Raw genomic sequence first — 23,934 nt, forward strand, 5'->3', positions numbered from 1 at the left:
TAATTTACAGCATTAACACTCGTAAATAGGAATTCAGATGAAAAAACAAACATTTTTAGGGACAACCATACTTGCGTTAATGCTGATGATCTCTGGTTGTCAGTCTGCTTATTATTCGGCAATGGAAAAAGTAGGTGTTCATAAGCGTGATATTTTGATTGACCGCGTTGAAGAAACAAAAGACTCACAACAAGAGTCTCAACAAGAATTTCAATCAGCACTTGAGCGTTTAACTACACTCATTAATTTTGATGGCGGTGAGTTGCAAGATGCTTACAATCAGCTTAATGACGATTACGAGTCAAGCCTTCAAGCGGCAAACGAAGTATCAAGTAACATTAATAAAGTTGAAGACGTAGCAGAAGCTTTATTTGATGAGTGGAATGATGAGTTAGAGCAATACAAAAGCGCCTCACTTAAGCGTGAAAGCAGCAAAAAGTTAGCAGCAACACAACGTCAATTCGACCAGTTACTTCGCTCAATGCGCAGCGCCGAGAGTAAAATGGAGCCGGTATTATCATCTTTAAAAGACAACGTATTGTACTTAAAGCATAACTTAAATGCGCAAGCGGTAGCGGCTATCAAAGGTGAATTTACTAACTTAAAGCGCGATATTCAGTTATTAATGAATGATATGAACAAATCGATTGAAGACTCAAATAAATTTATTGAGCAAATGAATAAATCCTAAATATTTAACCTATTAAACTGAGCCCGCTAAAAATAGCGGGCTTTTTTATACACACTTTTTGTTACTTTTTTGTCCTTTTTTAGCAAACTGCTTTTGTTACACTTTCAGTAAGATAAAAATAACAACTAAAAATGAATTATGAAAATACATACACTTAGCTTAATCATCGCCTCCAGTGTGCTCGTTGCATGCAGCACTGCGAATAATATTGAGGTTATTGCTGGCCCTAATACCGTTATTCCACTTCATCAACAAGGTGAGCAAGCTGGGCGCTACCACAACCTCTACCCAGGCAAAAAAAGTTATCCTGTTAGCTGTGAAACTGATTGCTACCCAAAAAACAATAACTTAGTTTGTGAAACAGAGGCTGAAAACTGCCAATATCAAGGTCAGCAAAAAAATCCGCAGGTTAATGCGGGCTTTACTATTCGTTGGCTCGGACACGCAGGCTTTGTGATCAAAACCCCGAATGGCCAACAAGTTGTGTTTGATCCCGTAAAAGAGCAATTTGACTCGCCTATTGATTTAGCTTTTCGCCTTACTTCAGGATTTTATCGCAAGCCTGGCGACTGGCTCACAGACAATGAATTGAAAAACGTAGTCGCCGTTATGTATTCTCACATTCACTACGATCATTTCAATAAAGCCGATATTGAAGAAATTGGTAATCAGCCTCGCTACCTAACCCCCCTTGGCATGGCTGATAACTTTCCAACAGGTGGCTTTAACATTAGTGAAATGGCATGGTATGCAAAAACTAAAATTGATGATTTAACCATTCATGCGCTACCTGCGCATCATTTTAGTAGTCGTGTGTTAGTGCCTTTTATTTATGAAGATAACAATAAAGACCTATGGAATGGCTGGTTACTTGAGCAAAGTGGCAGCACTTTATTTTTTGCAGGCGACACTGGTTATTCAAAACACTTTAACGATATACAGCAAAAATATGGCGATATCGATGTGTGCTTAATGCCTATTGCCTCTTATTACCATAAAGAGAACGGCAACTGGTACCGTTATGTACATACCACTCCTGAGGATGCCTTAACCGCAGCACAAGCGCTTAACTGTAAAGTAATGATACCGTGGGGCTATGGTAACTCAAGTTGGAAGATGGGCGATCACAGCAGCCATTCAGCACTACTGCGCTTATTGCATATGCATAAAAAAATGAACTCGAAGATCCCTCTGTATATTTTAAATGAAGGTGAAAGCATCCAGCTTTAATTAGTCATTTACACAAAATGCGTTTACATAATTAGTAATAACCCCCTCACTGAACTATCTTTAATTAACTAAACAGTCAGGGGGTTTTATGTTTCTTGTGCGACTCATTTACGCCAGTAAAATAAGTAGTGGTTTTGGGCCTGAAGATATAGAAAATATTTTACAAAGTGCGCGAACCTACAATGTAAAAACAAATGTCACCGGCATGTTATGTTTTAGTAATGAGTACTTTTTACAATGCCTTGAAGGCTCCAGAACCGCTGTTAATAATACCTATCAACAAATATTAAATGACAAACGCCACCACAATGTAATTATGCTCAACTATACCCAAATTCCCGAAAGAGAGTTTGAAACATGGTCAATGGGCTATGTGCCGCAATCACAGCTAACCGAATTACTTAATCTAAAATACTCGGGTAACATTGACTTTAACCCTTTTAAAATGTCGGGTGAAAGCGCGCATTTATTAATGTTGGCATTAAAAACAAGCATAACTGGGGCAATAAGTTAATATAATAAATACAACTATGAGATTGTTTTTAATTGCTATTTAAGCCAAGCTAAATCATCTTTAATTGATGAGCTTATTAATGAAAAAAACACTACTCGCTTTTAGTTTACTTTTCACCCAACCACTTATGGCTATTGAAGTTAGTCATACATCAACAGCTATTATTATTGATGGTGTCTCTGAAAGTACATGGGATAGCGCCACATGGCATCCTATGCCGCACCTAATGGATGGCGCACTTCCCTCACCAGAGGCCGATTTTAAAGGCCGCTACCGTCTTCTATGGGATGAAAACTACTTGTATTTACAAGCAGATATTAGTGACGATGTGCTGATTGATACTCACCCAGATCCAACTGATAAATACTGGGATGATGATGCCTTAGAAGTGTTTATAGATAGTGACGCATCGGGTGGGAATCATCAGTTTAATCATACCGCGTTTGCTTATCACATTGGTCTTGATAACCAAGCAGCCGATTATGGCCCTGATAAAAAAGCGCATTTATATACCGACCACTTAGTTAGTAACTGGAAGCGTAATACCACTGCGCCCTATAATATCACGTGGGAAGTGGCGATAAAACTCTACCCGAATGATTATCAACAAGGCGCAAAAAATACACCGCTTAAATTAACTGAAAAACACGTTATTGGTTTTATGCTCGCCTACTGCGATAACGACGGCAGTAAAGTTCGTGAGCACTTTATGGGCTCACACGAAGTAAAGCCAGTGAACGGTGACAGAAACCGTGGATTTATAGATGCAGATGTATTTGGGAAAATCACTTTGCTACCGAAAAGTAAGTAATCACTAACTAAATAATTGATAACGAAGGTTGGGTTGAGCTAAGCGAAACCCAACAAAAATATCCTATTAACAAAAACAGAGACTTTGCAATATAGATTATTTAATTCTCAAGCACGTTTTTCCTTATATAAAGAGCGCTGCGCCCTAATAAAGCTAATTTCAGCCACCCTTTTGCTCATGATTAATAATTTTAAGAAGCAAATCAATTCTGCGATTTGTTTTTTTGGTCTGCTCCCTAACCATTCCCTGCACCACAGCTGAAGCAAGGAAAATAAAACATATTATTTGAAATATTTCAGTTTCAATATTATAGAAGCTATTAGCAATTGATAACAAAATAAAGGGTAAAAAAATTGATATGAGATCTTTCAAGCCCCAATCATTGTTTCCTAACGTTTCAAATTCATCTTTATATTTTTGCAGTTCAGCAATATGTTCTATCTCTAGTTTTGCCATAATTTCATTTTCGGTATTCACACTAGCTCACACGCACATAGTAAATATAGCTTTGATAATAACTTAATACCTCTTTTAGGTTCAATATTAAAAACTGTTTAACAGTATCGAACCAACTGCGATGCTTTAACCTGTGGACTTACGCTCTTCTCTGGCTAACTATTATCCACAAAAAAGCCGCTGTATTTTGCAATACAGCGGCTTTTAAAATCATGATTCTAAATTAATAGATTATGACTTAGGCGCACGACCCGCACGTTTACGCTCATTTTCAGTTAAATGACGTTTACGAATACGAATGTTCTCAGGTGTAACTTCTACTAACTCATCATCAGCAATAAACTCAAGCGCTTGCTCAAGTGAATAGTTAAGAGCTGGTGTTAGTGTTTGTGCTTCATCGGTACCAGATGCACGAACGTTAGTAAGTTGCTTACCTTTAAGCGCATTAACTGTAAGGTCGTTATCACGGCTATGAATACCGATAACCATACCTTCGTATACTTCAACACCGTGACCGATGAATAAACGGCCGCGCTCTTGTAAGTTAAATAATGCGTTAGTTAGTGCTTTACCTGTTGCATTTGCAATCATTACACCGTTCTTACGAACACCTAGCTCGCCACCTTTGTGCGGACCGTAGTGATCGAACGTATGGTAAAGTAAACCAGAACCCGATGTTAACGTCATGAACTCAGTTTGGAAACCGATTAAACCACGGCTTGGGATCATAAAGTCCAAACGCATACGGCCTTTACCATCTGGGGCCATATCAGTAAGCTCACCCTTACGAAGACCAATTTGTTCCATGATAGAACCCTGGTGCTCTTCTTGACAGTCAATTGTTAGTGTTTCATACGGTTCTTCTAACACACCATCAACAGTACGTAAGATAACTTCTGGACGAGATACAGCTAACTCGTAACCTTCACGACGCATGTTCTCGATTAAGATACCTAAGTGTAATTCACCACGACCCGATACACGGAAGCTATCTGGGTTATCAGTGTCTGCAACGCGAAGTGCAACGTTGTGTACTAATTCTTTGTCTAAACGCTCACGGATATTACGTGATGTTACAAACTTACCTTCTTTACCACAGAAAGGTGAGTTATTTACAGAGAACGTCATCGTTACTGTTGGCTCATCAACACTTAGTGGAGGTAATGCTTCAACGTTGTTAGGACAACAAAGCGTATCTGAAATCTTAAGCTCGCCAAGACCCGTTACCGTTACGATGTTACCAGCGTAAGCTTTGTCAGTGTCAATACGCTCAAGACCTAAGTAGCTTTGTACTGAACCAATTTTACCGTTACGTTTAGACCCGTCAGCGCTAATAACCGTAACTTGTTGGTTAGGTACAACTGAACCGCGTTTGATACGACCAATGCCAATTACACCTTTATAAGAGTTGTAATCAAGCTGTGAGATCTGCATTTGGAAGTCACCTTCAGGATCTGCATCCGGTGGTGATACTTCGTCAACGATCATCTTGAACATAGGTTCCATGTTATCAGATGCTTCGTCTAAATCTAATGTAGCCCAACCATTGATTGCTGATGCGTAGATTACTTTAAAGTCTAACTGTTCATCAGTTGCGCCTAGGTTGTCGAATAAATCAAAGATTTGATCCATAACCCAATCAGGGCGAGCACCTGGCTTATCAATTTTATTGATAACAACGATTGGCTTTAAGCCTTGCGCGAATGCCTTTTGCGTTACGAAACGCGTTTGTGGCATTGGACCTTCCTGAGCATCAACAAGTAGTAATACTGAGTCAGCCATCGAAAGTACGCGTTCAACTTCACCACCGAAGTCGGCGTGTCCAGGAGTATCTACGATATTGATATGGTAATCATTCCATGAGATAGCGGTGTTTTTCGCTAAAATGGTAATACCACGTTCTTTTTCAATGTCGTTTGAATCCATCACGCGCTCTTCATTACCGCCGCGTGTTTCTAATGTACCTGATTGCTCAAGTAGTTTATCAACCAGTGTTGTTTTACCGTGGTCAACGTGGGCGATAATTGCTATATTTCTTAACTTTTCGATGCTCATATATTCACTCAGAGAAATTGAATCTCATTGATCCTGCAGGGGCTATACGTTCTCACCTGCGCTTTCACGAGATGTCCCAGCATAGGATTTAAAAGGGCGCATATTATCCCCTATAAATGGAATGGATGAAAGTTTATCCAAAATAAAATTTCAAACTTTCTCAATAAAATAATTAACCCATTGTTTTAAAATAATTAATTATGATGATTAATTTTTAGATATTTATATAAAAAGATGGTTTTGGGTTAATTTAAAGCGACTTTACTGCGTATTTTGCATTTTCTTTGTGCTAGTCTAAGGTGATTAATTTACAAGCAATTATTGCTTTGTAAATATTGCACCATTTTGGAAAAATTACGCACTAAGATGGTGCTCAATCTATATCACCTTTATTTTATTTATATTTTTTTACATAAAAAACAAATAATTATAATAGTGGCACAAAATCAGCTTGTAGATATTCAACGTATCTAAGCAGCAATAATAAAACCCAATAGTTGGAGGACACATGTCACAATCGGTTTTAGATTTTATTAAAGAAAATGACGTTAAGTTCATTGATTTACGCTTTACTGACACAAAAGGTAAAGAGCAACATGTTTCTATTCCTCATCATCAAGTTGATGAAGACTTTTTTGAAGATGGAAAGATGTTTGACGGTTCTTCAATTGCTGGCTGGAAAGGCATCAACGAATCAGACATGGTGTTACTACCAGATGCAGATTCAATTAAACTTGACCCTTTCACAGAAGAAACAACCCTAATCGTTCGTTGTGACGTGGTTGAACCTTCTACATTACAAGGTTACGAACGCGACCCTCGCTCAGTTGCTAAGCGCGCTGAAGAGTACATGCGCTCTACGGGTATTGCTGACACTGTTTTATTTGGCCCAGAACCAGAGTTTTTCGTATTTGACGACGTTAAATACAAATCTGACATGTCTGGTTCAATGTACAAAATTGATTCTAAGCAAGCAGCTTGGAACTCAGATAAAGAATATGCAGATGGCAACACAGGCCATCGCCCAGCTGTTAAAGGCGGTTACTTCCCAGTTGCACCTGTTGATGATTTCCAAGATTGGCGTTCTGCAACGTGCCTAGTTTTAGAAGAAATGGGTCAAGTTGTTGAAGCGCATCACCACGAAGTGGCGACTGCCGGTCAAAACGAAATTGCAACGCGCTTTAACACTATGGTGTTAAAAGCCGATGAAATCCAAGAAATGAAATATGTTATCCACAACATGGCTCACCTTTACGGTAAAACGGCAACGTTTATGCCTAAGCCGGTTGTTGGTGATAACGGTTCTGGTATGCACTGTCACCAGTCTTTAGCAAAAGATGGCGTAAACTTATTCGCAGGTGATAAATACGGCGGACTTTCTGAAGATGCACTTTACTACATTGGCGGTATTATCAAACATGCTAAAGCGATCAACGCTTTTGCTAACGCGTCAACTAACTCGTACAAACGTTTAGTACCTGGTTTTGAAGCACCGGTAATGCTTGCATACTCGGCTCGTAACCGTTCTGCGTCAATCCGTATTCCAGTGGTTCCATCTGCAAAAGGTCGTCGTATCGAAGTACGCTTCCCAGATCCAACAGCTAACCCATACCTTGCTTTCTCTGCAATGCTTATGGCTGGCCTTGACGGAATTAAAAACAAGATCCACCCTGGCGATGCTATGGACAAGGACTTATACGACTTACCTGCTGAAGAAGCGGCAGAAATTCCAACAGTTGCTTCTTCATTAGATGAAGCATTAGCTGCGCTTGATTCAGACCGTGAATTCTTAAACCAAGGTGGTGTATTCACCAATGACTTAATCGATGCTTACATCGCACTTAAGTCAAAAGAAGTTGAAAAACTTAACATGACAACTCACCCAGTTGAGTTTGAAATGTACTACAGCTGTTAATTTATTAACCGATAAATAATGTGTGTTTTAAGCCCGCTTTGCGGGCTTTTTTTATGGTAAATTTAACGGTTCTACACTAAAGTGAAGTTAGTTTAAACAATGCAGGATAGCTGGATGGTAGGTAAGATTTTGTTGCTATTAATAGCTTTAATGTTAAGCCTTAATAGCCATGCGAGCGATAAAAAAATTTACGCATGGAAAGACAAAAATGGGGTGCTGGTTTTTTCAGATACTCCTCAGCCTGGCGCTAAAGAGGTTAAACTCACGAGCCAACATCTCAGCATGCCCGCTACAAACACCGATATTCTTGATACTGCTCCTACTAAAACAGCAGTAAAGTTTAGTATTAGTATTTCATCGCCTGAACCAAACCAAACTATCAGGGAAAACACCGGCTCTGTGTATGTCTCTACCCGTATTGCCCCTCGATTTGAAGCTGGATTTACTATTGGTTTATTTTTAAATGGCGTTGCCATTGGTGAACCTAGTGACACCACTACACTGGCGTTAAGAGATGTGGAGCGAGGCCAACACACACTGCAAGTTAAACTTTATAATAAACAAAATCAGGTAATTGCAACCAGTCCTGAAAGTGTATTTTTTATGCACCGTAAAGGCCTTAACATAGGTCGATAATTACAATTAAGTACGCGTGTTTAGCGTATATTTTCTAAAAACCTTGCCTACCTTCCCAGGCGCACTAAAATGGTGCAATGATGATTAATAAAACACATTTTAGCCCAGAGCTACTGAATATAATTTGGCAAAACCAAACCACCGCCCTGATGTTACTTGATGAAAGCTTTAAGCTTATTTACGCTAACACCAGTGCCAGTGAATTACTTGGCTTAGGCGAAAAACGTTTGCTAGGACAAGCATTCGACGATTTATTTAACTACCATTCTATCGACTTAAAACGCATTGCACAGTACTCGTTAGTTGATGGTGTAGACTGCCACCAGCACAGAGCTGACGTGGTGTTTATCGATTCTCGCCATGCAAAATTAGCGGTGAGTACTCGGCGAATAAAACATAACGACACCTATTATATTTTATTTGAATGTCGACAAACCGATGACGAAATAAAGCATGACCAAGTCTCAAATCAAATGCATCAATACCAAGCTGCGCGTAACTTAATTCGCGGTTTAGCTCATGAAATTAAAAACCCGCTGGGTGGAATTCGCGGGGCGGCGCAATTATTGCAGTACGAGGGTGATCAACAAGAAAGAGATCAATGTGCAGAACTGATAATTGAACAAGCCGATCGGTTGCGTGAATTAGTTGATAAACTCCTTGGGCCTAACCAACTACCGCAAAAATCGTATGGCAATATACATCAAACATTAGAGTCGGTTGTTAAACTCAGTACGTTAGATAACAACCGCAATATTCGGTTAGTTAAAGACTACGACCCGAGTATTCCTGATGTTTATATTGATCAGAGCAAGGTTCAACAAGTGGTGCTAAACATTGTGCGTAATGCACAACAGGCATTGGTAGATGGTGGCGAAATAAAAATAAAAACACGGATTAATTATCAGCATCGTCGTCCGGGAAAAGCCCCTAAAAAGGCATTACTTATTCAAGTAATGGATAACGGCCCAGGTATTGATGCTAATTTACGCGACACCTTATTTTACCCTATGACCACTAATAAAGAAGGTGGCTCGGGACTTGGATTATCTATAGCGCAAACCTTGATTGATCAACATGATGGCTATATCGAATGCGATAGTTGGCCAGGACATACTGAATTTAATATTTATCTGCCATTTACAGATTAATACTTTGGAGTTTGCATGAAAACAGCTTGGCTTGTAGATGATGATGCCTCAATTCGCTTTGTACTAGAAAAAGCACTGACTCGCGCAGGGTTTGAAGTAGAAAGCTTTGCAGATGCGCAAAACGTTCTTAATGCACTAAAATTTAGTCAACCCAGTGTGTTAATTTCAGATGTAAGAATGCCGGGGATGGACGGGATGGCGTTACTTGAGCTGATAGCTGAGCAAACCCCTGGCCTACCCGTTATTATTATGACCGCACACTCTGATTTAGACTCAGCGGTTAATGCTTTTCAAAAAGGTGCGTTTGAGTACTTAGCTAAACCGTTTGATTTAAATGAAGCCGTTGCGCTAGTGGAAAGCGCCTATCGTGCTAATTCGACCAAAAAAACCAAACGAAAAAGCGCGCCACCCAAAAGCGCTCATATTATTGGCGAAGCCCCTGCTATGCAGGAAGTGTTTCGTGCTATAGGTAAGCTGTCAGCATCCAGTATGAGCGTACTCATCAATGGTGAATCAGGTACCGGTAAAGAGTTGGTTGCCAGCGCCTTGCACAATCATAGCCCGCGTAAAGAAAATCAATTTATTGCTCTTAATATGGCCGCTATTCCTAAAGAGTTAGTTGAGTCTGAATTATTTGGCCATGAAAAAGGCGCTTTTACGGGGGCCGATAGCGTGCGTAAAGGGCGCTTTGAACAAGCCAATGGCGGTACCTTATTTTTGGATGAAATAGGTGATATGCCACTTGATGTACAAACCCGCTTGTTACGCGTATTAGCCGATGGCGAGTTTTACCGCGTTGGCGGCCATCAAAGTATAAAGGTGGATGTGCGCATTATTGCTGCCACTCACCAAAATTTAGAAGAGCTGGTAAAACAAGGTAAGTTTAGAGATGACTTATTTCATCGTTTAAACGTGGTTCGCTTACGCTTGCCGGCTCTACGCGAGCGCCCCGAAGACATAGAACGCTTAGCGCTACACTTTTTACATAAAAGTGCAAAAGACCTGCAAGTAGATAGTAAAGTACTTAGCCCTAAAGCGATTAAACAACTGTGTTTATTTAATTGGCCAGGAAATGTTCGCCAGCTTGAAAACACCTGTCGATGGTTAACCGTAATGGCACCTGGGGAGCTGATTGGTGAGCAAGATTTACCCCCTGAAATTATTGATAATGCCGCCGCAACTCAAGAAGGCGATTGGCTAGATTCATTTCAGCAATGGCTTAATCAAGAGTTTAAACAAGGTAAAGAAAATATTTGGCCGGATATTCAAGCCCAGCTGGAAACCCGCTTAATAAAAACAGCACTCGCTAATTGTTCAGGCCATAAGCAAGAAGCCGCGGTAAAAATTGGTTGGGGTCGCAATACGTTGACCCGTAAATTAAAAGAGCGCAATATTAGCTGATATTTTATAAGGCTAGCGCCCTAGGTTATTGATGAAGTTAATTGAAAACATCCCTTTGTTTAAGCAAATGGAAATTATAAATCGCTTAGAATTCTTTAAAGAGTTCACGCTTAATGAACGTCAAATTCTTTTAGAGTCGTTTGGATTATTATACTTAGTAAGTAAAAATCAGTTTTTATTTAAAGAGTTTGATAATGACAAGCGACTTTTTATTGTCCTCAGTGGCTCTTTGATGGTGTTTAAGCATAGTCACCTACTGGAACTGGGTAGTATAGAACCTGGTGAATTTATTGGTGAAGGCGCGTTTATTAATAACCGAGAGCGCAGCATTAATGCACGCGCCAAAGAAAATGCCATCGTACTGGCTATTACTGCCGACGCCCTTACCCGCCTGCCTAATGTTATACGCGAAAAAATTAAAGACCGTATTATTGAAGGAATGAGCCTGCGCATAGCTAAACTAAGCGAACATATAGAAACCCACGGTTAAATCAGTCCATATAAACAATTTGTAGTGAGCAATCAAGCCAACCGGGGGTGTTAACACTTGCGGTAAATGTGTAGGTATCTGACGGCTTGGCGCCAAAGGGGGTATTTACAAGCGGCTGCGAATGACTGTATGTTTGCGAATAGTCTTTATAATAAACAACAACATAACCATATAAATATTCCCAACTTAACCTCACGATTGCGCCACTTGGTAATGTAAACTCAACAGCTTCATTTGCAAATTTGACTGCTAAATCATTGTATTTATCTTCGCTGCAATGAGTTGTTCTCAGCTGTTTAGGCATAACAAAATTTCTATTGGCATCAGCATTTTTTAAATAAAAGCCTATATTGCCATCACCATAAAAATGATTTGAACGACTTGTATAATTAACTTGTGGCGCGTACCCTAACTCTTGCATTATAGCTGCAAGTTGCTCCGTCTCTTTGGGGTAAATTTTATCGCTTGAGAGTAGTAATGTGGCCTCACCAAAATCTGATGGGATTGCTAGTTCTACATATTCATAGGGAAGAGTTTGTGCATTTAGTGCAGCATCTAGCTGGTTGCGCTGTTCACCTTGCAAGTTTTCAATAAAAACATAAACAGTAGGTCGCTGGCACGCAGCTAATAAAAACACCAATATACATATTAAAATTCCATTTTTCATTATCACCCCCAAATGATTACAAGTGTAGTCTATAAGGGGGGATTTAAAATGGCAATTTAATTTATTTGGTTATTTAACCATGCATCAACACTCTGGCGATTATAAAGTACTTCATTAAATAAACGATGTCGTTCAAATACCAGCTCGCTTTGTTTGGTTTTAAGCCCGCTGACTAACTGACTATGGGTGTCATTAAACTTGGAGATAACTGAAAAACCACGTTCAGTGTCTTCTTGTACCTGCTGAGCCAAATGCTTTCTAACATCATCAGCAGTTAACATATCTGAATTGTCTAAGCCCATTAGCTCTTTTTTCATCGCTAATCTTATGCCCATGTTTTACTCCACTGTTTATATTCAATCTCTTTTTACGACAGATATTGGCAATAAGCGCGCCAATGTGTAATTTTTTTCACGCGAAGTGTAGCCTTGAATTACTTCAGTTTTTTTAAAGACAAATGAAAGAGGTAAAAAGTTTCATAAAAAATGCACAATCATCGCATCTAACAAACGCACTTTGATGCAAAATAACCAGCTAGCCTTTATACTACAGCTAATACCACCCCCCACAGAGAAACATGATGAACGAAGAATATATAGAAATTGAATTAGAAGAAGAGCCTATAGAGCTTTGTAAATTATTAAAAGTATTAGATCTAGTTGAAGGTGGTGGCCAAGCAAAAAATCTAATTAGCGGTGGCTATGTGGGTGTTAACCATGAAATTTGTACAATTAAACGGAAAAAATTATACAGTGGCGATGTTCTTACATTTGATGGCGAGTTGTTCCAACTGACGCTAAGTGAAGATGCAACTCCTGCAGAGCGTCCTGTTATTGATGAAACAGTTACAGCAGAAAAAGCCGCGCCCGTAGCAACAACAGAGCCGGCTAAAAATAAGCGCAAACGTACTAAAAAACCTAAAGTGGATGAAAAAACGGGTCGTCGTCCTATTTCGTTTGGCTAACATTCGCTTACGTCATATGTGTTATTAAAAGCCAGTTTGCATCACTGGCTTTTTTATTCTTTAATAGAATATCAATAATAAAAAATCGATGCTTACATGTCAGAAAACACTGCAAACCGCTGGATAAAACCCGTACTCATCACCGCCCTGTTATGGAATATATTAGGTGTTTTTGCATTTATCATGCAGCTATCATTAACACCCGAAATGGTAAGTAAACTCCCACAAGAACAACAGCTTGCTTATAACAACCAACCTCTATGGGCTACTTTAGCGTTTGCTATTGCAGTATTTGGCGGCGCATTAGGGTGCGTACTTTTATTATTCAAAAAATCACTAGCCGCATTAACATTAATAATCTCTTTGGCAGCGGTTTTAGCTCAGCAATACTATAATTTTATGATTATTAATAGCATCAGCTTGTTTGGCGTTAGCGCTATTTTTATGCCTATTGCAGTGACCTTAATTGCGATTGCATTGGTGTATTTAAGTTTCCACTTAAAACAACAGGACTACTTTAAATAACACTTTTTTGAGTTTAGTTTTGTGGCCAATTATTACTCAGAGCATCCCTTGAATTTTAACTTTTGGCCTTCATCTCTATTTATATAACAGTCAAAAAAATTACACTGCATGGTATTTTTTTATCATGGTACACAGTTTGCAAACTACTACAGAGCTCACTTTTTCAAGAATATCAATCTAATTTATTGAAGGGACAAATAATGAAAAATAGTTTCGACACCCAACAACAGCTTACTATCAATGGCGAGCAATACCATATTAACTCGCTCATGGGACTTGGCGATAAAGCCAAACGCCTGCCTTTTTCGTTAAAAATATTACTAGAAAATTTATTGCGTAATGAAGATGGTGTGAATATTAAAGAGCAAGATATTCAGGCACTACTAGATTGGGATCCAAAGGCTAAGCCCTCGGCCGAAGTAGCCTTCACCCCTGCCCGCGTAGTAATGCAAGATTTTACCGGTGTCCCTGCTATTGTTGACTTAGCCGCCATGCGTGATGCGATGGAAAAGCTTGGTGGCGATCCTGCAAAAATAAATCCGCTTTCTCCGGCTGAACTGGTGATCGATCACTCAGTACAAGTGGATGGTTACGGTAAAGATGGCTCATTCGACTTAAATTCAAAACTAGAATATGAACGTAATAAAGAGCGCTACGAGTTTTTACGTTGGGGTCAAACCGCATTTGATAATTTAAAAGTGGTGCCACCAGCCACAGGTATTGTCCATCAAGTAAATTTAGAATACTTAGCACGTGTAGTATTTAATGATACAAAAAACGGTAAATCGTTAGCCTATCCAGATACACTGGTTGGTACTGATTCTCACACAACCATGATCAACGGCCTAGGCGTACTCGGTTGGGGTGTAGGCGGTATTGAAGCCGAAGCCGCCATGCTTGGCCAACCTATTAGCTTGCTTATCCCACAGGTTGTGGGTGTTAAATTAAATGGTCGCTTACCTGAGGGCACTACAGCAACCGATTTAGTACTTACTGTTACTGAAATGCTGCGTAACCACGGTGTGGTAGGTAAGTTTGTTGAGTTTTATGGTGACGGGCTTGCCGACTTACCACTGGCCGACAGAGCGACTATTGCCAACATGGCACCGGAATATGGCGCAACCTGTGGTATTTTCCCTATTGATGATGAAACGATTAATTACTTACGCTTAACTAATCGTGATGAAAAGCAGCTTAAACTGATTGAAGATTACGCAAAACATCAAGGTTTATGGCGTAATGATGGCGATGAAGCACATTATACCGATAAGCTAGAACTAACTTTAGATGATGTAGTACCAAGTCTTGCTGGCCCGAAACGTCCACAAGACAGAATCACACTGGATAAAGCCGGTGATGTTATTGGTCAACACTTAAAAGACTTCCAAGACGAACGTATGGCACGTCGAGATAAAAGCGATGAAGAGCAAGCGCGTATTGAAAGTGAAGGCCCTACTACCAATCCTGACGAACCCACTGATGAAGCGCAGTTTATGGGCGCAGCAAAAGTTAACTTTAATGGCCAAGAGTTTGAATTAAACGATGGCGCCTGCGTCATTGCTGCAATCACAAGCTGTACTAATACCTCTAATCCAAGCGTAATTTTAGCGGCAGGATTAGTGGCTCAAAAAGCACGTCAATTAGGTATTAATGTAAAACCTTGGGTTAAAACGTCTTTAGCACCAGGTTCGCAGGTGGTTACCGATTACCTTGAAAAAGCAGGGTTAATGAATGATCTTGATGCGCTTGGTTTTAACTTAGTTGGTTATGGCTGTACCACCTGTATCGGTAACTCAGGCCCATTAGCGGATGAAATTTCAGAAGCTATTCAAAAACATAAACTAATTGTAAGCTCTATTTTGTCGGGTAACCGTAACTTTGAAGGGCGTATTCACCAAGACGTTAAAATGAACTTCCTCGCGTCGCCACCACTTGTAGTAGCTTATGCTATAGCAGGTAGAACCGATATTGATGTATACAACGAACCACTTGCGCAAGATAAGCATGGTAACGATATATACCTTAAAAATATTTGGCCAAGCGTTAAAGAAGTGAGTGAGCTTGTAAAAAATACGGTAACTAAAGAAATGTTCGAAAAAAGCTACGCCAATGTTTACGATGGCGACAGTCGCTGGCAAAAAATTCAAATACCTGATGGTAAGCTTTACGATTGGGATGCTGCCTCGACTTATATCAAAAAAGCGCCATTCTTTGATGGTATGAGTGTTGAACCACCGGGGATCCCAAAAATAGAAGGTGCGCGCTGTCTAGCTAAACTAGGAGATTCAGTGACTACCGATCATATTTCACCAGCAGGTGCGATTAAAGCGGAGGCACCCGCAGGACTTTATCTACAAGAAAATGGGGTAGAAAAAGCACAGTTTAATTCTTATGGTTCTCGCCGTGGTAATCACGAAGTAATGATGCGTGGTACGTTTGCTAATGTGCGCCTTAAAAACTTACTCGCCCCTGGTACTGAGGGCGGTGTAACCCGCACTCAACCTGACGATAAGCTAGAGAGTATTTATGATGCGGCAATGGCATATCAAGAGAGTGGAACACCATTAGTTGTTCTAGCAGGTAAAGAATATGGTACCGGCTCCTCACGAGATTGGGCTGCAAAAGGTTCATTACTACTCGGTATTAAAGCTGTGATAGCACAAGGCTATGAGCGTATTCACCGCTCGAACCTGATTGGTATGGGCGTATTACCTTTACAATTTAAAGAGGGTGAAAGCCATGAGTCATTGGGCTTAACGGGGCAAGAACAATTTGATATTCAAGGTTTATACGACAAAACCGACGAAGTCAGTGTCATTGCCACTAACAGTGAAGGTAAACAAGTTAGTTTTAGTGCCGATGTGCGTATTGATACCCCTAAAGAGTGGGATTACTACAAACATGGCGGGATTTTGCAGTACGTATTACGCAATATGCTCGACTAACTAGCCATTAAACAAGGTAGCTTAAAAGCCTAGCTCAGCAATGAGCTGGGCTTTTTTACATTCGCTATAGAGTAAATATTGATACACCCTTGCGCTAAATCAATGTTGCTCTATCAAGATACCATACACTAAGAAGACACGCTGCGCAGAGGTCACCATGTCTTCAATAGTAATGATAAGACTGCTTAAAACATCTATTTTGCTTGGGTTATGCCTGATTGTGACAGGCCATGTATTAATTGTATCGAGCTACTTTACCAGCCAGTACGGTATTAAAGGCATTATTACTGCAGCAGCGTGCATTGCAATTGGTGTGTTTTTATCACTGCCAACTAAAATTTATTTAACCATATTATTAATGGAAGCAGAAAAGCGCTACTTGAAATCGCAGTAACTCCCTAGGGCTAAAAGCCGCTGAAACTTTCGACTTCTTTACTGCGTTGCTCAATTCTCTTTTTGGCTTTTTCAGCATCTTCAAACAACTTATTGATTGACTCACTGTTGTATATTTCAGGCGCTCGCTGAGGAAAAGGTTTTGCCGCAGATTTAGCACTGCCACTCAATATAGCCGTATCTTCGGCTACCACAACATTAATATCTGCAGGGTCAAGGTGCACTTCAATACTCTTGCCATTTTTATTTGGCACATCGGAGAAATGCCACTGCCCTTGCTCATCTTGCCACTTATAAATTTTACTTTGAGAGTCAGAAGCCAACGGTGACGATGTGATTTTATCTCCTACTTTTTTAAGCTCAAGTGTGAGCTGTTCGAATGTATTAGATGAAAGCGCTACCACTTTATCTTTAATAGAAAAAGATTCATTTTTAATCAATGAGCTGGTGAGCCAAGGTTGCCCATTTGGCTTTTTAAGATAAAACAAAGAGATAAGAGCAATGACCATTACTGATATTGCTAAGTAGGCAAAGTATTTCATAGCGTTCCTGCTGTAAATTTAATCCTTTATTATCATTAATATAATAAAAAAACAGCAGTCAGGCAATTATTTTCCACAAAATAAAAACGCAGCTTTAGCTGCGTTTTTAAATTTATAGCTTTGAATAATAAGGTAATTAAATTCCATCACCATCAATATGCAAGCCACACTCACGGTTCAGCCCAAAAAAGCGGGTTTCTTCTTCGCTCATTCCTGGCTCTAATTTACGCGTAGTGTGTACATCACCCATCGACACATAGCCTTGCTCCCATAATGGGTGGTATGGCAGATCATGTTTAGTGAGGTATTGGTACACATCACGATTATTCCACTCAATAATAGGGTACACTTTTACTGTACCTCGGCTGATTTCTAAAACTTGTTTTTCAGCACGGCTCGACGATTGATCTCGACGCAAGCCACTAAACCAGGTGCTCGCGTTAAGCTCTTTTAAAGCACGCGTCATTGGCTCTACTTTATTGAGCTGGTTGTATTGCTTAATACCTTCTTCACCTAGCTCCCATAGTTTTCCAAATTTAGCCTCTTGCCATGCAGGGCTCAACTGCGCTTTATACACTTTTAAATTAAGTGATAAACGCTCGCTCATCTGATCGATAAACTGATAGGTTTCTGGAAATAGATAACCCGTGTCTGTTAGTACAACAGGTATATCGGGGCGCTGTGATGTCATTAAATGCAACATTATCGCTGCTTGAATACCAAAACTCGATGATAAAAACGCGGTGTCAGGCAAGTGCTCTAACGCCCATGCAACGCGCTGCTCAGCACTCATGTTAGCCAGCAAACCGTTCGCATCAGCTAACATAGCCTGTTGGCTTTGCTTATCTAGCTGTAATATGTTTTTAAATTCACTCATGGTCAATTTTAAACCTCACCAGCGCGGTGCGCTGCTTTTAAATTATGCGTAAAAATCGGTAACAGATACTTTTACTTCTGCAACAATACCCTTGCGAATAACAAAATCACCAAAGCATTCGCCTTCATTGCGCTCACTAACCCATTGCCCTATCAGCTTATCAAATGCCTCTAGGTAAACTTCTTCGCCCACATTTTCAAGATAAAGCTTAGGGATACGTGTACCCTCCGTATTCCCACCAAGGTAAACATTGTACTTACCTGGGCCTTTACCTACTAATCCAGCTTCAGCTAGCATGGCACGACCACAGCCGTTAGGGCAACCAACCACACGCATAATAATGCTGTCATTTGGTACTCCATGCTTAGCCAATAAGCCTTCTATTTTTTCAATTAAACTCGGTAAGTAACGCTCGGCTTCAGCCATCGCTAAAGGACAAGTGGGCAGTGACACACACGCCATTGAGTTTTTACGTTGCTCAGTGTCTTTGTCATCAATCAAACCGTGTTCACGCGCTATTTTTTCAATGATTGCTTTTTGATCTGCAGGTACACCGGCAATAATTAAGTTTTGATTGGCGGTCATGCGAAAATCACCTTGATGAATTTCTGCAATCTTACGACACCCTGTTTTCAGTGGCTTATCGGGGTAATCTAAAATACGACCACTTTGAATAAAGAGCGTTAAGTGATGTTTACCGTCAATGCCTTCAACCCAACCAATACGATCCCCTCGATGAGTAAACTCATAAGGGCGGCTTGGTGCAAAGCTCACGCCTGCACGTTTTTCAACTTCTGCTTTAAATACATCAGACCCAACACGGTCAAGTGTGTATTTAGTTTTTGCGTTTTTACGGTTAGAACGATTACCCCAATCACGTTGCACAGACACTACGTGCTCAGCAATTTTTAAGGTATCTTCAAGGGCAATAAAACCAAAATCATCGGCTTTTCGTGGATACGTTGCAGTATCACCATGGGTCATGGCAAGGCCACCCCCTACTAGAACGTTAAAACCAACTAATTTACCGTTATCAGCAATCGCCACAAAGTTTAAATCGTTAGCATGTACGTCCACCTCATTATTAGGTGGAATTGTTACAGTGGTTTTAAACTTACGCGGTAAATAAGTTGAGCCTAAAATTGGCTCTTCTGTGGTTTCGCTTTTTTCGCCATTGAGCCAAATCTCTGCATACGCTTTGGTTTTAGGTAATAAGTGCTCAGAAATCTTTGCCGCCCACTCATACGCCTCCTGGTGTAACTCAGACTCAACAGGGTTAGTGGTACAAAGTACATTGCGGTTCACGTCACCGGCGGTGGCAATAGAATCAATACCCACGCTATTAAGTAGCTGGTGCATACTTTTAATTTCAGGTTTTAATACACCATGGAACTGAAATGTTTGGCGCGTAGTTAAACGAATACTGCCATAGCTGGTTTTCTCCCCAGCAAACTTATCAATTGCTAACCATTGCTCGGGCTTAATAATGCCGCCAGGCATACGCGCACGCAGCATGACATTATGTAGTGGTTCTAGCTTTTGTTTAGCACGCTCGGGGCGAATATCGCGGTCATCTTGCTGGTACATGCCATGAAAACGAATTAGCTGGAAATTATCGGCAGTAAAACCACCGGTAATTTCATCTTTTAAATCTTGCGCTATAGTGCCGCGTAAAAAGTTACTTTCTCTTTTTAAACGTTCGTTATCAGAAAGCTTTACGGTTTTATCTTGTTCGCTCATTTTAAATCCTAAATTTGTTACAGTGACGGCTGTTAGCTTTTAATAAAATAAACAACGTGCACTTAGTACACGTCTTTCTGATAGCGATTTGCGCTACGCAAATCTTTTAAGTATTGATCGGCTTCTTCATTACTTTTGCCGGTATTTTCTGTGATGATATCAATTAAGGCATTGTGTACATCTTTAGCCATACGGTTTGCATCGCCACACACATAAAAATGAGCACCCGCTTCTAACCAGTCAAACACTTCTTTTGAGTTTTTACGTAACTTATCTTGCACGTAAACTTTTTCTGCTTGATCACGGCTAAACGCCACATCTACTTTACTTAACAAGCCTGATTTTAAGTAACCTTGAATTTCTACTTGGTATAAAAAGTCTTGGGTAAAGTGTGGGTTACCAAAAAACAGCCAGTTTTTACCCGTAGCCTCTCGCGCATCACGCTCTTGTAAAAAGGCACGGAACGGTGCAATACCTGTACCTGGCCCTACCATGATGATCGGTGTGTCATCATTTACTGGTAAGCGGAAGTTGTCGTTATGTTCACTAAATACTTTTACTTTACAGCCTTCTTGCGCACGGCGTGCTAAATAGCCTGAACATCCACCTAAATGCTCTGTGCCAAACGCTTCAAACTCAACCAATGCAATAGTTAAATGCACTTCGTCCTCAACCTCGCTTTGGCTAGAAGCAATTGAATATAAACGCGCTTGCAATTTACGTAGGCAATCAACCAGTGTTTGCGCCTCTAATTTAGCTGGGTTTTGTGCAACCACATCAAAAATTTGGCGAGGCTCAATATATTCACGCATTGCGGCTTTATCTTCCACAAGCTTAAGAAGTTCAGGCGTGCCTGTAGCCGTGGCATATTTTTCTACAAAACCAGGGTACGATTGTGTCAGCTCTAGTTTTTCAATTAAGGCATCACGCACGCTGAGTTCTTCATCGCCAAGTTTAACGCGGCTAGTTGGATCAATTTGTGTTTGCGCTAGTAACTCATCTACACGGGCTTCATCATTTAAAAAGTAAATGCCTAACGAGTCACCCGGCGTATAGGTAATGTCAGAGCCTTCAAGTGAAATTTCAACATGGCGTACATCTTTGGTTGAGTCACGACCGGTAATTTTTTGCACTAAGCTTAGCTCTGCCGCAAACGGGTTTTGCTTAGTGTATTGGCTAGCCGCTGTAGTGGGCGTGCCAAATGGCATTGATACAACTTGGCCGCCTGTGGCATCTTGCTGAGCTTTTAAATCTGGTTCAAACGCATTTAACGCGCCCTCAATCCAAGTGGCGGCTTCATCATCGTAATCAACGTCTAGGTCGGCACGTTGATAAATAACCTCTGCACCGAGTTTAGTTAAACGCTCTTCAAAGTCTTTAGCGGTTTGACAGAAAAATTCATAGCTAGAATCACCTAAACCTAATACCGCGACTTTAACGCCATCAAGCTTTGGCGCTTTTTTGGTAATTAAAAATTCGTACAGTGTTTCGGCATCTTCAGGTGGCTCACCTTCACCATAAGTCGATACAACAACGGTTAAAAACTTTTCTTTTTTCAATGCGGTTGGCTTGTAATCTGACATGCTAACCAGCTTTGCAGCTAACCCACGAGATTCAGCTTGCTCTTTAAGCTTAGTCGCCACCGCTTTAGCGTTACCTGTTTGTGAACCATACAAAATAGTAAGTACTGCTGCCTCAGAGGTTGCTGGTGTACCTGCAATTGGCGCGCCTAGCGCTGCTGAATTAGCATTAGCAGCCAAATAGCCGCTAACCCACGCTTGCTGAATTGGATTAAGCTCAGCCACTAAACCTTGTAGCTTTTGTACTTGCTCTTGCGAAAGCGGACTTGCTAGCGCATTGAGTTGACCTAACAACATGAATTTTTCCTCATAACCCTGAACGTTAAACACAATGCTTGTTCACATTGTTTAAAATGAGTGCCACCTCATTCAGAAGGTTCTGTTGAGGTTAATTGAGTATGCAGGATAGCCGTCTAAGCATAGATAAAAAAAGAATAGAATCTGCTTTGATATTCCATTTAGTTATTAATCTAGTTAAAAACCAGTGAAATTAACCTAAAGGATTTTTATTGCCTTTTATGAAATTCTAATTTAACAATTTTATAACCTTTATGATCTAATGTATATTGCTTAAAACTATAAAATAGGAACACCTATGTTACACGGCATATATAAAAACAAATTACTTTTGAGCGCGTTGTTATTGAGCTCTTTGCCTGCGATGGCTAATGTGGTTAATGGCAACTTTGAACAATGGACAGGCAACACCCCACAAGCATGGACGGTGATTGATAGCGGTATTAACGTATCTGCCAACAGCGCAGTCGTGAGTACAGGCTTACAAGCAGCTGTGATTAGCGTAAATACAGGCACACAAAGTAACACTGATTTTTTACAGCAAGTCGCAGTTGAAATGGGCAAAACTTATGAGTTCTCAGTGGATGTGTATCATACCGAAGGTCATCTTAAGGCCCGTTTGTTCATAGATGGTTATCAAGGCTACTCAAACCCTGCTTTAACAAACCAGTGGCAAACCATAACTTACAGCTATACCGCTGATAGTAGTAAAACGATTGATGTCGGTTTACGCTTTTACGATACAAGCGGCTTTGATGGTAGTGAGTTAGTCTATGTTGATAACTTCTTACCTAATAATGATAGCGGCGGCGGTTCTCCAAGCTGCGCAGATAACAGCCTTACTTTTAACCTAACCACAGATAACTACGGCGAAGAAACCAGTTGGCAAATAACACACAACCAAGTCGGTATAGTTGCCAGCGGCAGTGGTTATGCCGCAAATACTCAATACACCGAACAATTATGTTTAACCAATGGCGACTATACATTTACTATTAACGACAGCTACGGCGATGGTATTTGCTGTTCATATGGCAGTGGTAGCTACGCCTTGAATAATGAAGCCACATTGCTTGCCAGTGGATCAAGCTTTCAATCAAGTGAGTCTACCGCATTCTCATTAGGTGAGACTCAGCCAACACCGACGCCAACCGGCTACTATGTGACAACCCAAGGCTTAACTGGATACACGCTAAAAACTGAGCTTTATAACATTATTAATAACCATAACGCTCAAGGGTATTCTGCTATTTGGAGTTTTTACGACGCATCAGCACGCGATAAATACTTTGAAAATGATAATAGTATTTTAGATATGTACAGTGAAAAGCCAAATGGAGTTGATAGCTACACTTATACTGCTGTAAGCGATCAGTGTGGCACCTACAATAGCGAAGCCGATTGTTATAACCGTGAACATTCATTTCCTAAAAGCTGGTTTGGCGGCACCATAGAACCAATGAACTCTGATGTTCATCATATTTACGCCACTGACGGCTATGTAAATTCAAAGCGTAGCAACTTCCCGTTCGGTGAAGTGGCCAGCGCTACGTTTACATCAACAAACGGCAGCAAACTAGGTTCTGCAAGTAGTGCGATTAATTACACTGGTACTGTATTTGAGCCTATTGATGAATTTAAAGGTGACTTTGCTCGTGCTTATTTTTACATGGCTACACGCTACCAAAACGTAATCGGCTCTTGGCAAAATAACACCACGGCTAGTAATGCCGTACTTAACGGCTCTAGTAACCAAGTATTTGAAAATTGGGTCGTGGCTATGTTGTTAAAATGGCATAACAACGACCCCGTTAGCCAAATGGAATTAGACCGCAATCAAGCAGCGTTTGAATTTCAGGGAAATCGTAACCCGTATATCGACCACCCTGAATTTGTAGAAATGATTTGGTAAAAGGGCTTCGGGCTTCGGGCTTCGGGCTTCGGGCTTCGGGCTTCGCAGAAAAGCATATGCCTTTGCACTTGCAAAGGCTTTTCTTACGCCTATTTTATAATAATATTTTATTGCACTTAGGTTCGTAACACTCAACCCAAAC

22 protein-coding genes are annotated in these 23,934 nt (G+C 40.4%); 14 read left to right on the top strand and 8 right to left on the bottom strand.

What is annotated here, in order from left to right; genetic code table 11:
- Positions 1–37 precede the first annotated feature (37 nt).
- From QL984_RS08540 to QL984_RS08555, 4 genes are all read left to right on the top strand, one after another.
- The gene (locus QL984_RS08540) at positions 38–691 is read left to right on the top strand and encodes a DUF2959 domain-containing protein (protein WP_128583484.1); all 654 of its coding nucleotides are present in this window, start codon (positions 38–40) and stop codon (positions 689–691) included.
- Positions 692–829: 138 nt separating this feature from the next.
- The gene (locus QL984_RS08545; protein ID WP_128583483.1) at positions 830–1,921 is read left to right on the top strand and encodes an MBL fold metallo-hydrolase; all 1,092 of its coding nucleotides are present in this window, start codon (positions 830–832) and stop codon (positions 1,919–1,921) included.
- Positions 1,922–2,009: 88 nt separating this feature from the next.
- Positions 2,010–2,435 carry a BLUF domain-containing protein gene (locus QL984_RS08550; RefSeq protein WP_016900061.1) on the top strand — a complete coding sequence of 142 codons (426 nt, stop codon included), beginning with the start codon at positions 2,010–2,012 and terminating at the stop codon, positions 2,433–2,435.
- A 79-nt stretch (positions 2,436–2,514) separates the two neighbouring features.
- Positions 2,515–3,246: a CBM9 family sugar-binding protein gene (locus QL984_RS08555; protein WP_171046557.1), complete on the top strand. Its 732-nt coding sequence runs from the start codon at positions 2,515–2,517 to the stop codon at positions 3,244–3,246.
- A 159-nt stretch (positions 3,247–3,405) separates the two neighbouring features.
- Here QL984_RS08555 and QL984_RS08560 read toward each other — a convergent pair whose 3' ends face one another.
- Both QL984_RS08560 and typA read right to left on the bottom strand, forming a co-directional pair.
- A complete protein-coding gene (locus QL984_RS08560) occupies positions 3,406–3,723 on the bottom strand; it encodes a hypothetical protein (RefSeq protein ID WP_128583481.1) in 318 nt (105 codons plus the stop codon).
- Between the two features lie 210 nt (positions 3,724–3,933).
- Entirely contained in the window at positions 3,934–5,757 is a 1,824-nt protein-coding gene (typA, locus tag QL984_RS08565; RefSeq protein WP_013463797.1) for a translational GTPase TypA, read from the bottom strand.
- Between the two features lie 508 nt (positions 5,758–6,265).
- Here typA and glnA point away from each other — a divergent pair.
- From glnA to QL984_RS08590, 5 genes are all read left to right on the top strand, one after another.
- Positions 6,266–7,672: a glutamate--ammonia ligase gene (gene glnA / locus QL984_RS08570; RefSeq protein ID WP_138764759.1), complete on the top strand. Its 1,407-nt coding sequence runs from the start codon at positions 6,266–6,268 to the stop codon at positions 7,670–7,672.
- A 114-nt stretch (positions 7,673–7,786) separates the two neighbouring features.
- Positions 7,787–8,308 (top strand): DUF4124 domain-containing protein, encoded by a 522-nt coding sequence (locus QL984_RS08575; RefSeq protein WP_024601187.1) that lies wholly within the window; start codon positions 7,787–7,789, stop codon positions 8,306–8,308.
- An 80-nt stretch (positions 8,309–8,388) separates the two neighbouring features.
- Positions 8,389–9,459, top strand: a complete 1,071-nt coding sequence (glnL, locus tag QL984_RS08580) for a nitrogen regulation protein NR(II) (RefSeq protein ID WP_128583479.1) — start codon at positions 8,389–8,391, stop codon at positions 9,457–9,459.
- A gap of 15 nt (positions 9,460–9,474) precedes the next feature.
- Positions 9,475–10,860: a nitrogen regulation protein NR(I) gene (ntrC, locus tag QL984_RS08585; RefSeq protein ID WP_010391999.1), complete on the top strand. Its 1,386-nt coding sequence runs from the start codon at positions 9,475–9,477 to the stop codon at positions 10,858–10,860.
- Between the two features lie 31 nt (positions 10,861–10,891).
- Positions 10,892–11,350 carry a cyclic nucleotide-binding domain-containing protein gene (locus tag QL984_RS08590; protein ID WP_013463792.1) on the top strand — a complete coding sequence of 153 codons (459 nt, stop codon included), beginning with the start codon at positions 10,892–10,894 and terminating at the stop codon, positions 11,348–11,350.
- A gap of 1 nt (position 11,351) precedes the next feature.
- Here QL984_RS08590 and QL984_RS08595 read toward each other — a convergent pair whose 3' ends face one another.
- Positions 11,352–12,017, bottom strand: coding sequence for a hypothetical protein (locus QL984_RS08595; protein WP_128583478.1), 666 nt, complete (start codon positions 12,015–12,017; stop codon positions 11,352–11,354).
- Between the two features lie 56 nt (positions 12,018–12,073).
- Complete coding sequence (locus tag QL984_RS08600; RefSeq protein ID WP_013463790.1) at positions 12,074–12,352, bottom strand: hypothetical protein; 279 nt, start codon at positions 12,350–12,352, stop codon at positions 12,074–12,076.
- Between the two features lie 245 nt (positions 12,353–12,597).
- Between QL984_RS08600 and QL984_RS08605 the strand changes: the two genes are divergently transcribed.
- The 4 genes from QL984_RS08605 to QL984_RS08620 all read left to right on the top strand — a co-directional run bounded on the left by QL984_RS08605 (position 12,598) and on the right by QL984_RS08620 (position 16,845).
- A complete protein-coding gene (locus tag QL984_RS08605; RefSeq protein ID WP_013463789.1) occupies positions 12,598–12,981 on the top strand; it encodes an RNA-binding S4 domain-containing protein in 384 nt (127 codons plus the stop codon).
- A 96-nt stretch (positions 12,982–13,077) separates the two neighbouring features.
- Entirely contained in the window at positions 13,078–13,506 is a 429-nt protein-coding gene (locus tag QL984_RS08610) for a hypothetical protein (RefSeq protein ID WP_128583477.1), read from the top strand.
- Positions 13,507–13,706: 200 nt separating this feature from the next.
- Positions 13,707–16,451 (top strand): aconitate hydratase AcnA, encoded by a 2,745-nt coding sequence (gene acnA / locus QL984_RS08615; protein ID WP_290172435.1) that lies wholly within the window; start codon positions 13,707–13,709, stop codon positions 16,449–16,451.
- Positions 16,452–16,608: 157 nt separating this feature from the next.
- Positions 16,609–16,845, top strand: coding sequence for a hypothetical protein (locus QL984_RS08620; RefSeq protein ID WP_024601183.1), 237 nt, complete (start codon positions 16,609–16,611; stop codon positions 16,843–16,845).
- A gap of 10 nt (positions 16,846–16,855) precedes the next feature.
- Here QL984_RS08620 and QL984_RS08625 read toward each other — a convergent pair whose 3' ends face one another.
- The 4 genes from QL984_RS08625 to QL984_RS08640 all read right to left on the bottom strand — a co-directional run bounded on the left by QL984_RS08625 (position 16,856) and on the right by QL984_RS08640 (position 21,880).
- The gene (locus QL984_RS08625) at positions 16,856–17,386 is read right to left on the bottom strand and encodes a DUF4124 domain-containing protein (protein ID WP_128583475.1); all 531 of its coding nucleotides are present in this window, start codon (positions 17,384–17,386) and stop codon (positions 16,856–16,858) included.
- Between the two features lie 136 nt (positions 17,387–17,522).
- Positions 17,523–18,263 carry a phosphoadenylyl-sulfate reductase gene (locus QL984_RS08630; protein ID WP_128583474.1) on the bottom strand — a complete coding sequence of 247 codons (741 nt, stop codon included), beginning with the start codon at positions 18,261–18,263 and terminating at the stop codon, positions 17,523–17,525.
- A gap of 42 nt (positions 18,264–18,305) precedes the next feature.
- Positions 18,306–20,003 carry an assimilatory sulfite reductase (NADPH) hemoprotein subunit gene (gene cysI, locus QL984_RS08635; RefSeq protein WP_128583473.1) on the bottom strand — a complete coding sequence of 566 codons (1,698 nt, stop codon included), beginning with the start codon at positions 20,001–20,003 and terminating at the stop codon, positions 18,306–18,308.
- Between the two features lie 62 nt (positions 20,004–20,065).
- A complete protein-coding gene (locus QL984_RS08640) occupies positions 20,066–21,880 on the bottom strand; it encodes an assimilatory sulfite reductase (NADPH) flavoprotein subunit (protein WP_028835919.1) in 1,815 nt (604 codons plus the stop codon).
- A gap of 298 nt (positions 21,881–22,178) precedes the next feature.
- Between QL984_RS08640 and QL984_RS08645 the strand changes: the two genes are divergently transcribed.
- Entirely contained in the window at positions 22,179–23,792 is a 1,614-nt protein-coding gene (locus QL984_RS08645; protein ID WP_128583472.1) for an endonuclease, read from the top strand.
- Positions 23,793–23,934: the final 142 nt, after the last annotated feature.

The organism is Pseudoalteromonas sp. APC 3495 (assembly GCF_030407645.1).
GTDB lineage: Bacteria > Pseudomonadota > Gammaproteobacteria > Enterobacterales > Alteromonadaceae > Pseudoalteromonas > Pseudoalteromonas tetraodonis.

Bases quoted from the DNA above. Each gene is read 5' to 3' on its own strand.
- QL984_RS08625 (WP_128583475.1), bottom strand. From the start codon at position 17,386: ATGAAATACTTTGCCTACTTAGCAATATCAGTAATGGTCATTGCTCTT.
- QL984_RS08540 (WP_128583484.1), top strand. From the start codon at position 38: ATGAAAAAACAAACATTTTTAGGGACAACCATACTTGCGTTAATGCTG.
- QL984_RS08590 (WP_013463792.1), top strand. From the start codon at position 10,892: ATGAAGTTAATTGAAAACATCCCTTTGTTTAAGCAAATGGAAATTATA.
- QL984_RS08630 (WP_128583474.1), bottom strand. From the start codon at position 18,263: ATGAGTGAATTTAAAAACATATTACAGCTAGATAAGCAAAGCCAACAG.
- QL984_RS08620 (WP_024601183.1), top strand. From the start codon at position 16,609: ATGTCTTCAATAGTAATGATAAGACTGCTTAAAACATCTATTTTGCTT.
- QL984_RS08545 (WP_128583483.1), top strand. From the start codon at position 830: ATGAAAATACATACACTTAGCTTAATCATCGCCTCCAGTGTGCTCGTT.
- QL984_RS08555 (WP_171046557.1), top strand. From the start codon at position 2,515: ATGAAAAAAACACTACTCGCTTTTAGTTTACTTTTCACCCAACCACTT.
- glnL (WP_128583479.1), top strand. From the start codon at position 8,389: ATGATTAATAAAACACATTTTAGCCCAGAGCTACTGAATATAATTTGG.
- glnA (WP_138764759.1), top strand. From the start codon at position 6,266: ATGTCACAATCGGTTTTAGATTTTATTAAAGAAAATGACGTTAAGTTC.
- QL984_RS08595 (WP_128583478.1), bottom strand. From the start codon at position 12,017: ATGAAAAATGGAATTTTAATATGTATATTGGTGTTTTTATTAGCTGCG.
- typA (WP_013463797.1), bottom strand. From the start codon at position 5,757: ATGAGCATCGAAAAGTTAAGAAATATAGCAATTATCGCCCACGTTGAC.
- cysI (WP_128583473.1), bottom strand. From the start codon at position 20,003: ATGAGCGAACAAGATAAAACCGTAAAGCTTTCTGATAACGAACGTTTA.
- QL984_RS08550 (WP_016900061.1), top strand. From the start codon at position 2,010: ATGTTTCTTGTGCGACTCATTTACGCCAGTAAAATAAGTAGTGGTTTT.
- acnA (WP_290172435.1), top strand. From the start codon at position 13,707: ATGAAAAATAGTTTCGACACCCAACAACAGCTTACTATCAATGGCGAG.
- QL984_RS08605 (WP_013463789.1), top strand. From the start codon at position 12,598: ATGAACGAAGAATATATAGAAATTGAATTAGAAGAAGAGCCTATAGAG.
- QL984_RS08610 (WP_128583477.1), top strand. From the start codon at position 13,078: ATGTCAGAAAACACTGCAAACCGCTGGATAAAACCCGTACTCATCACC.
- QL984_RS08575 (WP_024601187.1), top strand. From the start codon at position 7,787: ATGGTAGGTAAGATTTTGTTGCTATTAATAGCTTTAATGTTAAGCCTT.
- QL984_RS08645 (WP_128583472.1), top strand. From the start codon at position 22,179: ATGTTACACGGCATATATAAAAACAAATTACTTTTGAGCGCGTTGTTA.
- QL984_RS08640 (WP_028835919.1), bottom strand. From the start codon at position 21,880: ATGTTGTTAGGTCAACTCAATGCGCTAGCAAGTCCGCTTTCGCAAGAG.
- ntrC (WP_010391999.1), top strand. From the start codon at position 9,475: ATGAAAACAGCTTGGCTTGTAGATGATGATGCCTCAATTCGCTTTGTA.
- QL984_RS08600 (WP_013463790.1), bottom strand. From the start codon at position 12,352: ATGGGCATAAGATTAGCGATGAAAAAAGAGCTAATGGGCTTAGACAAT.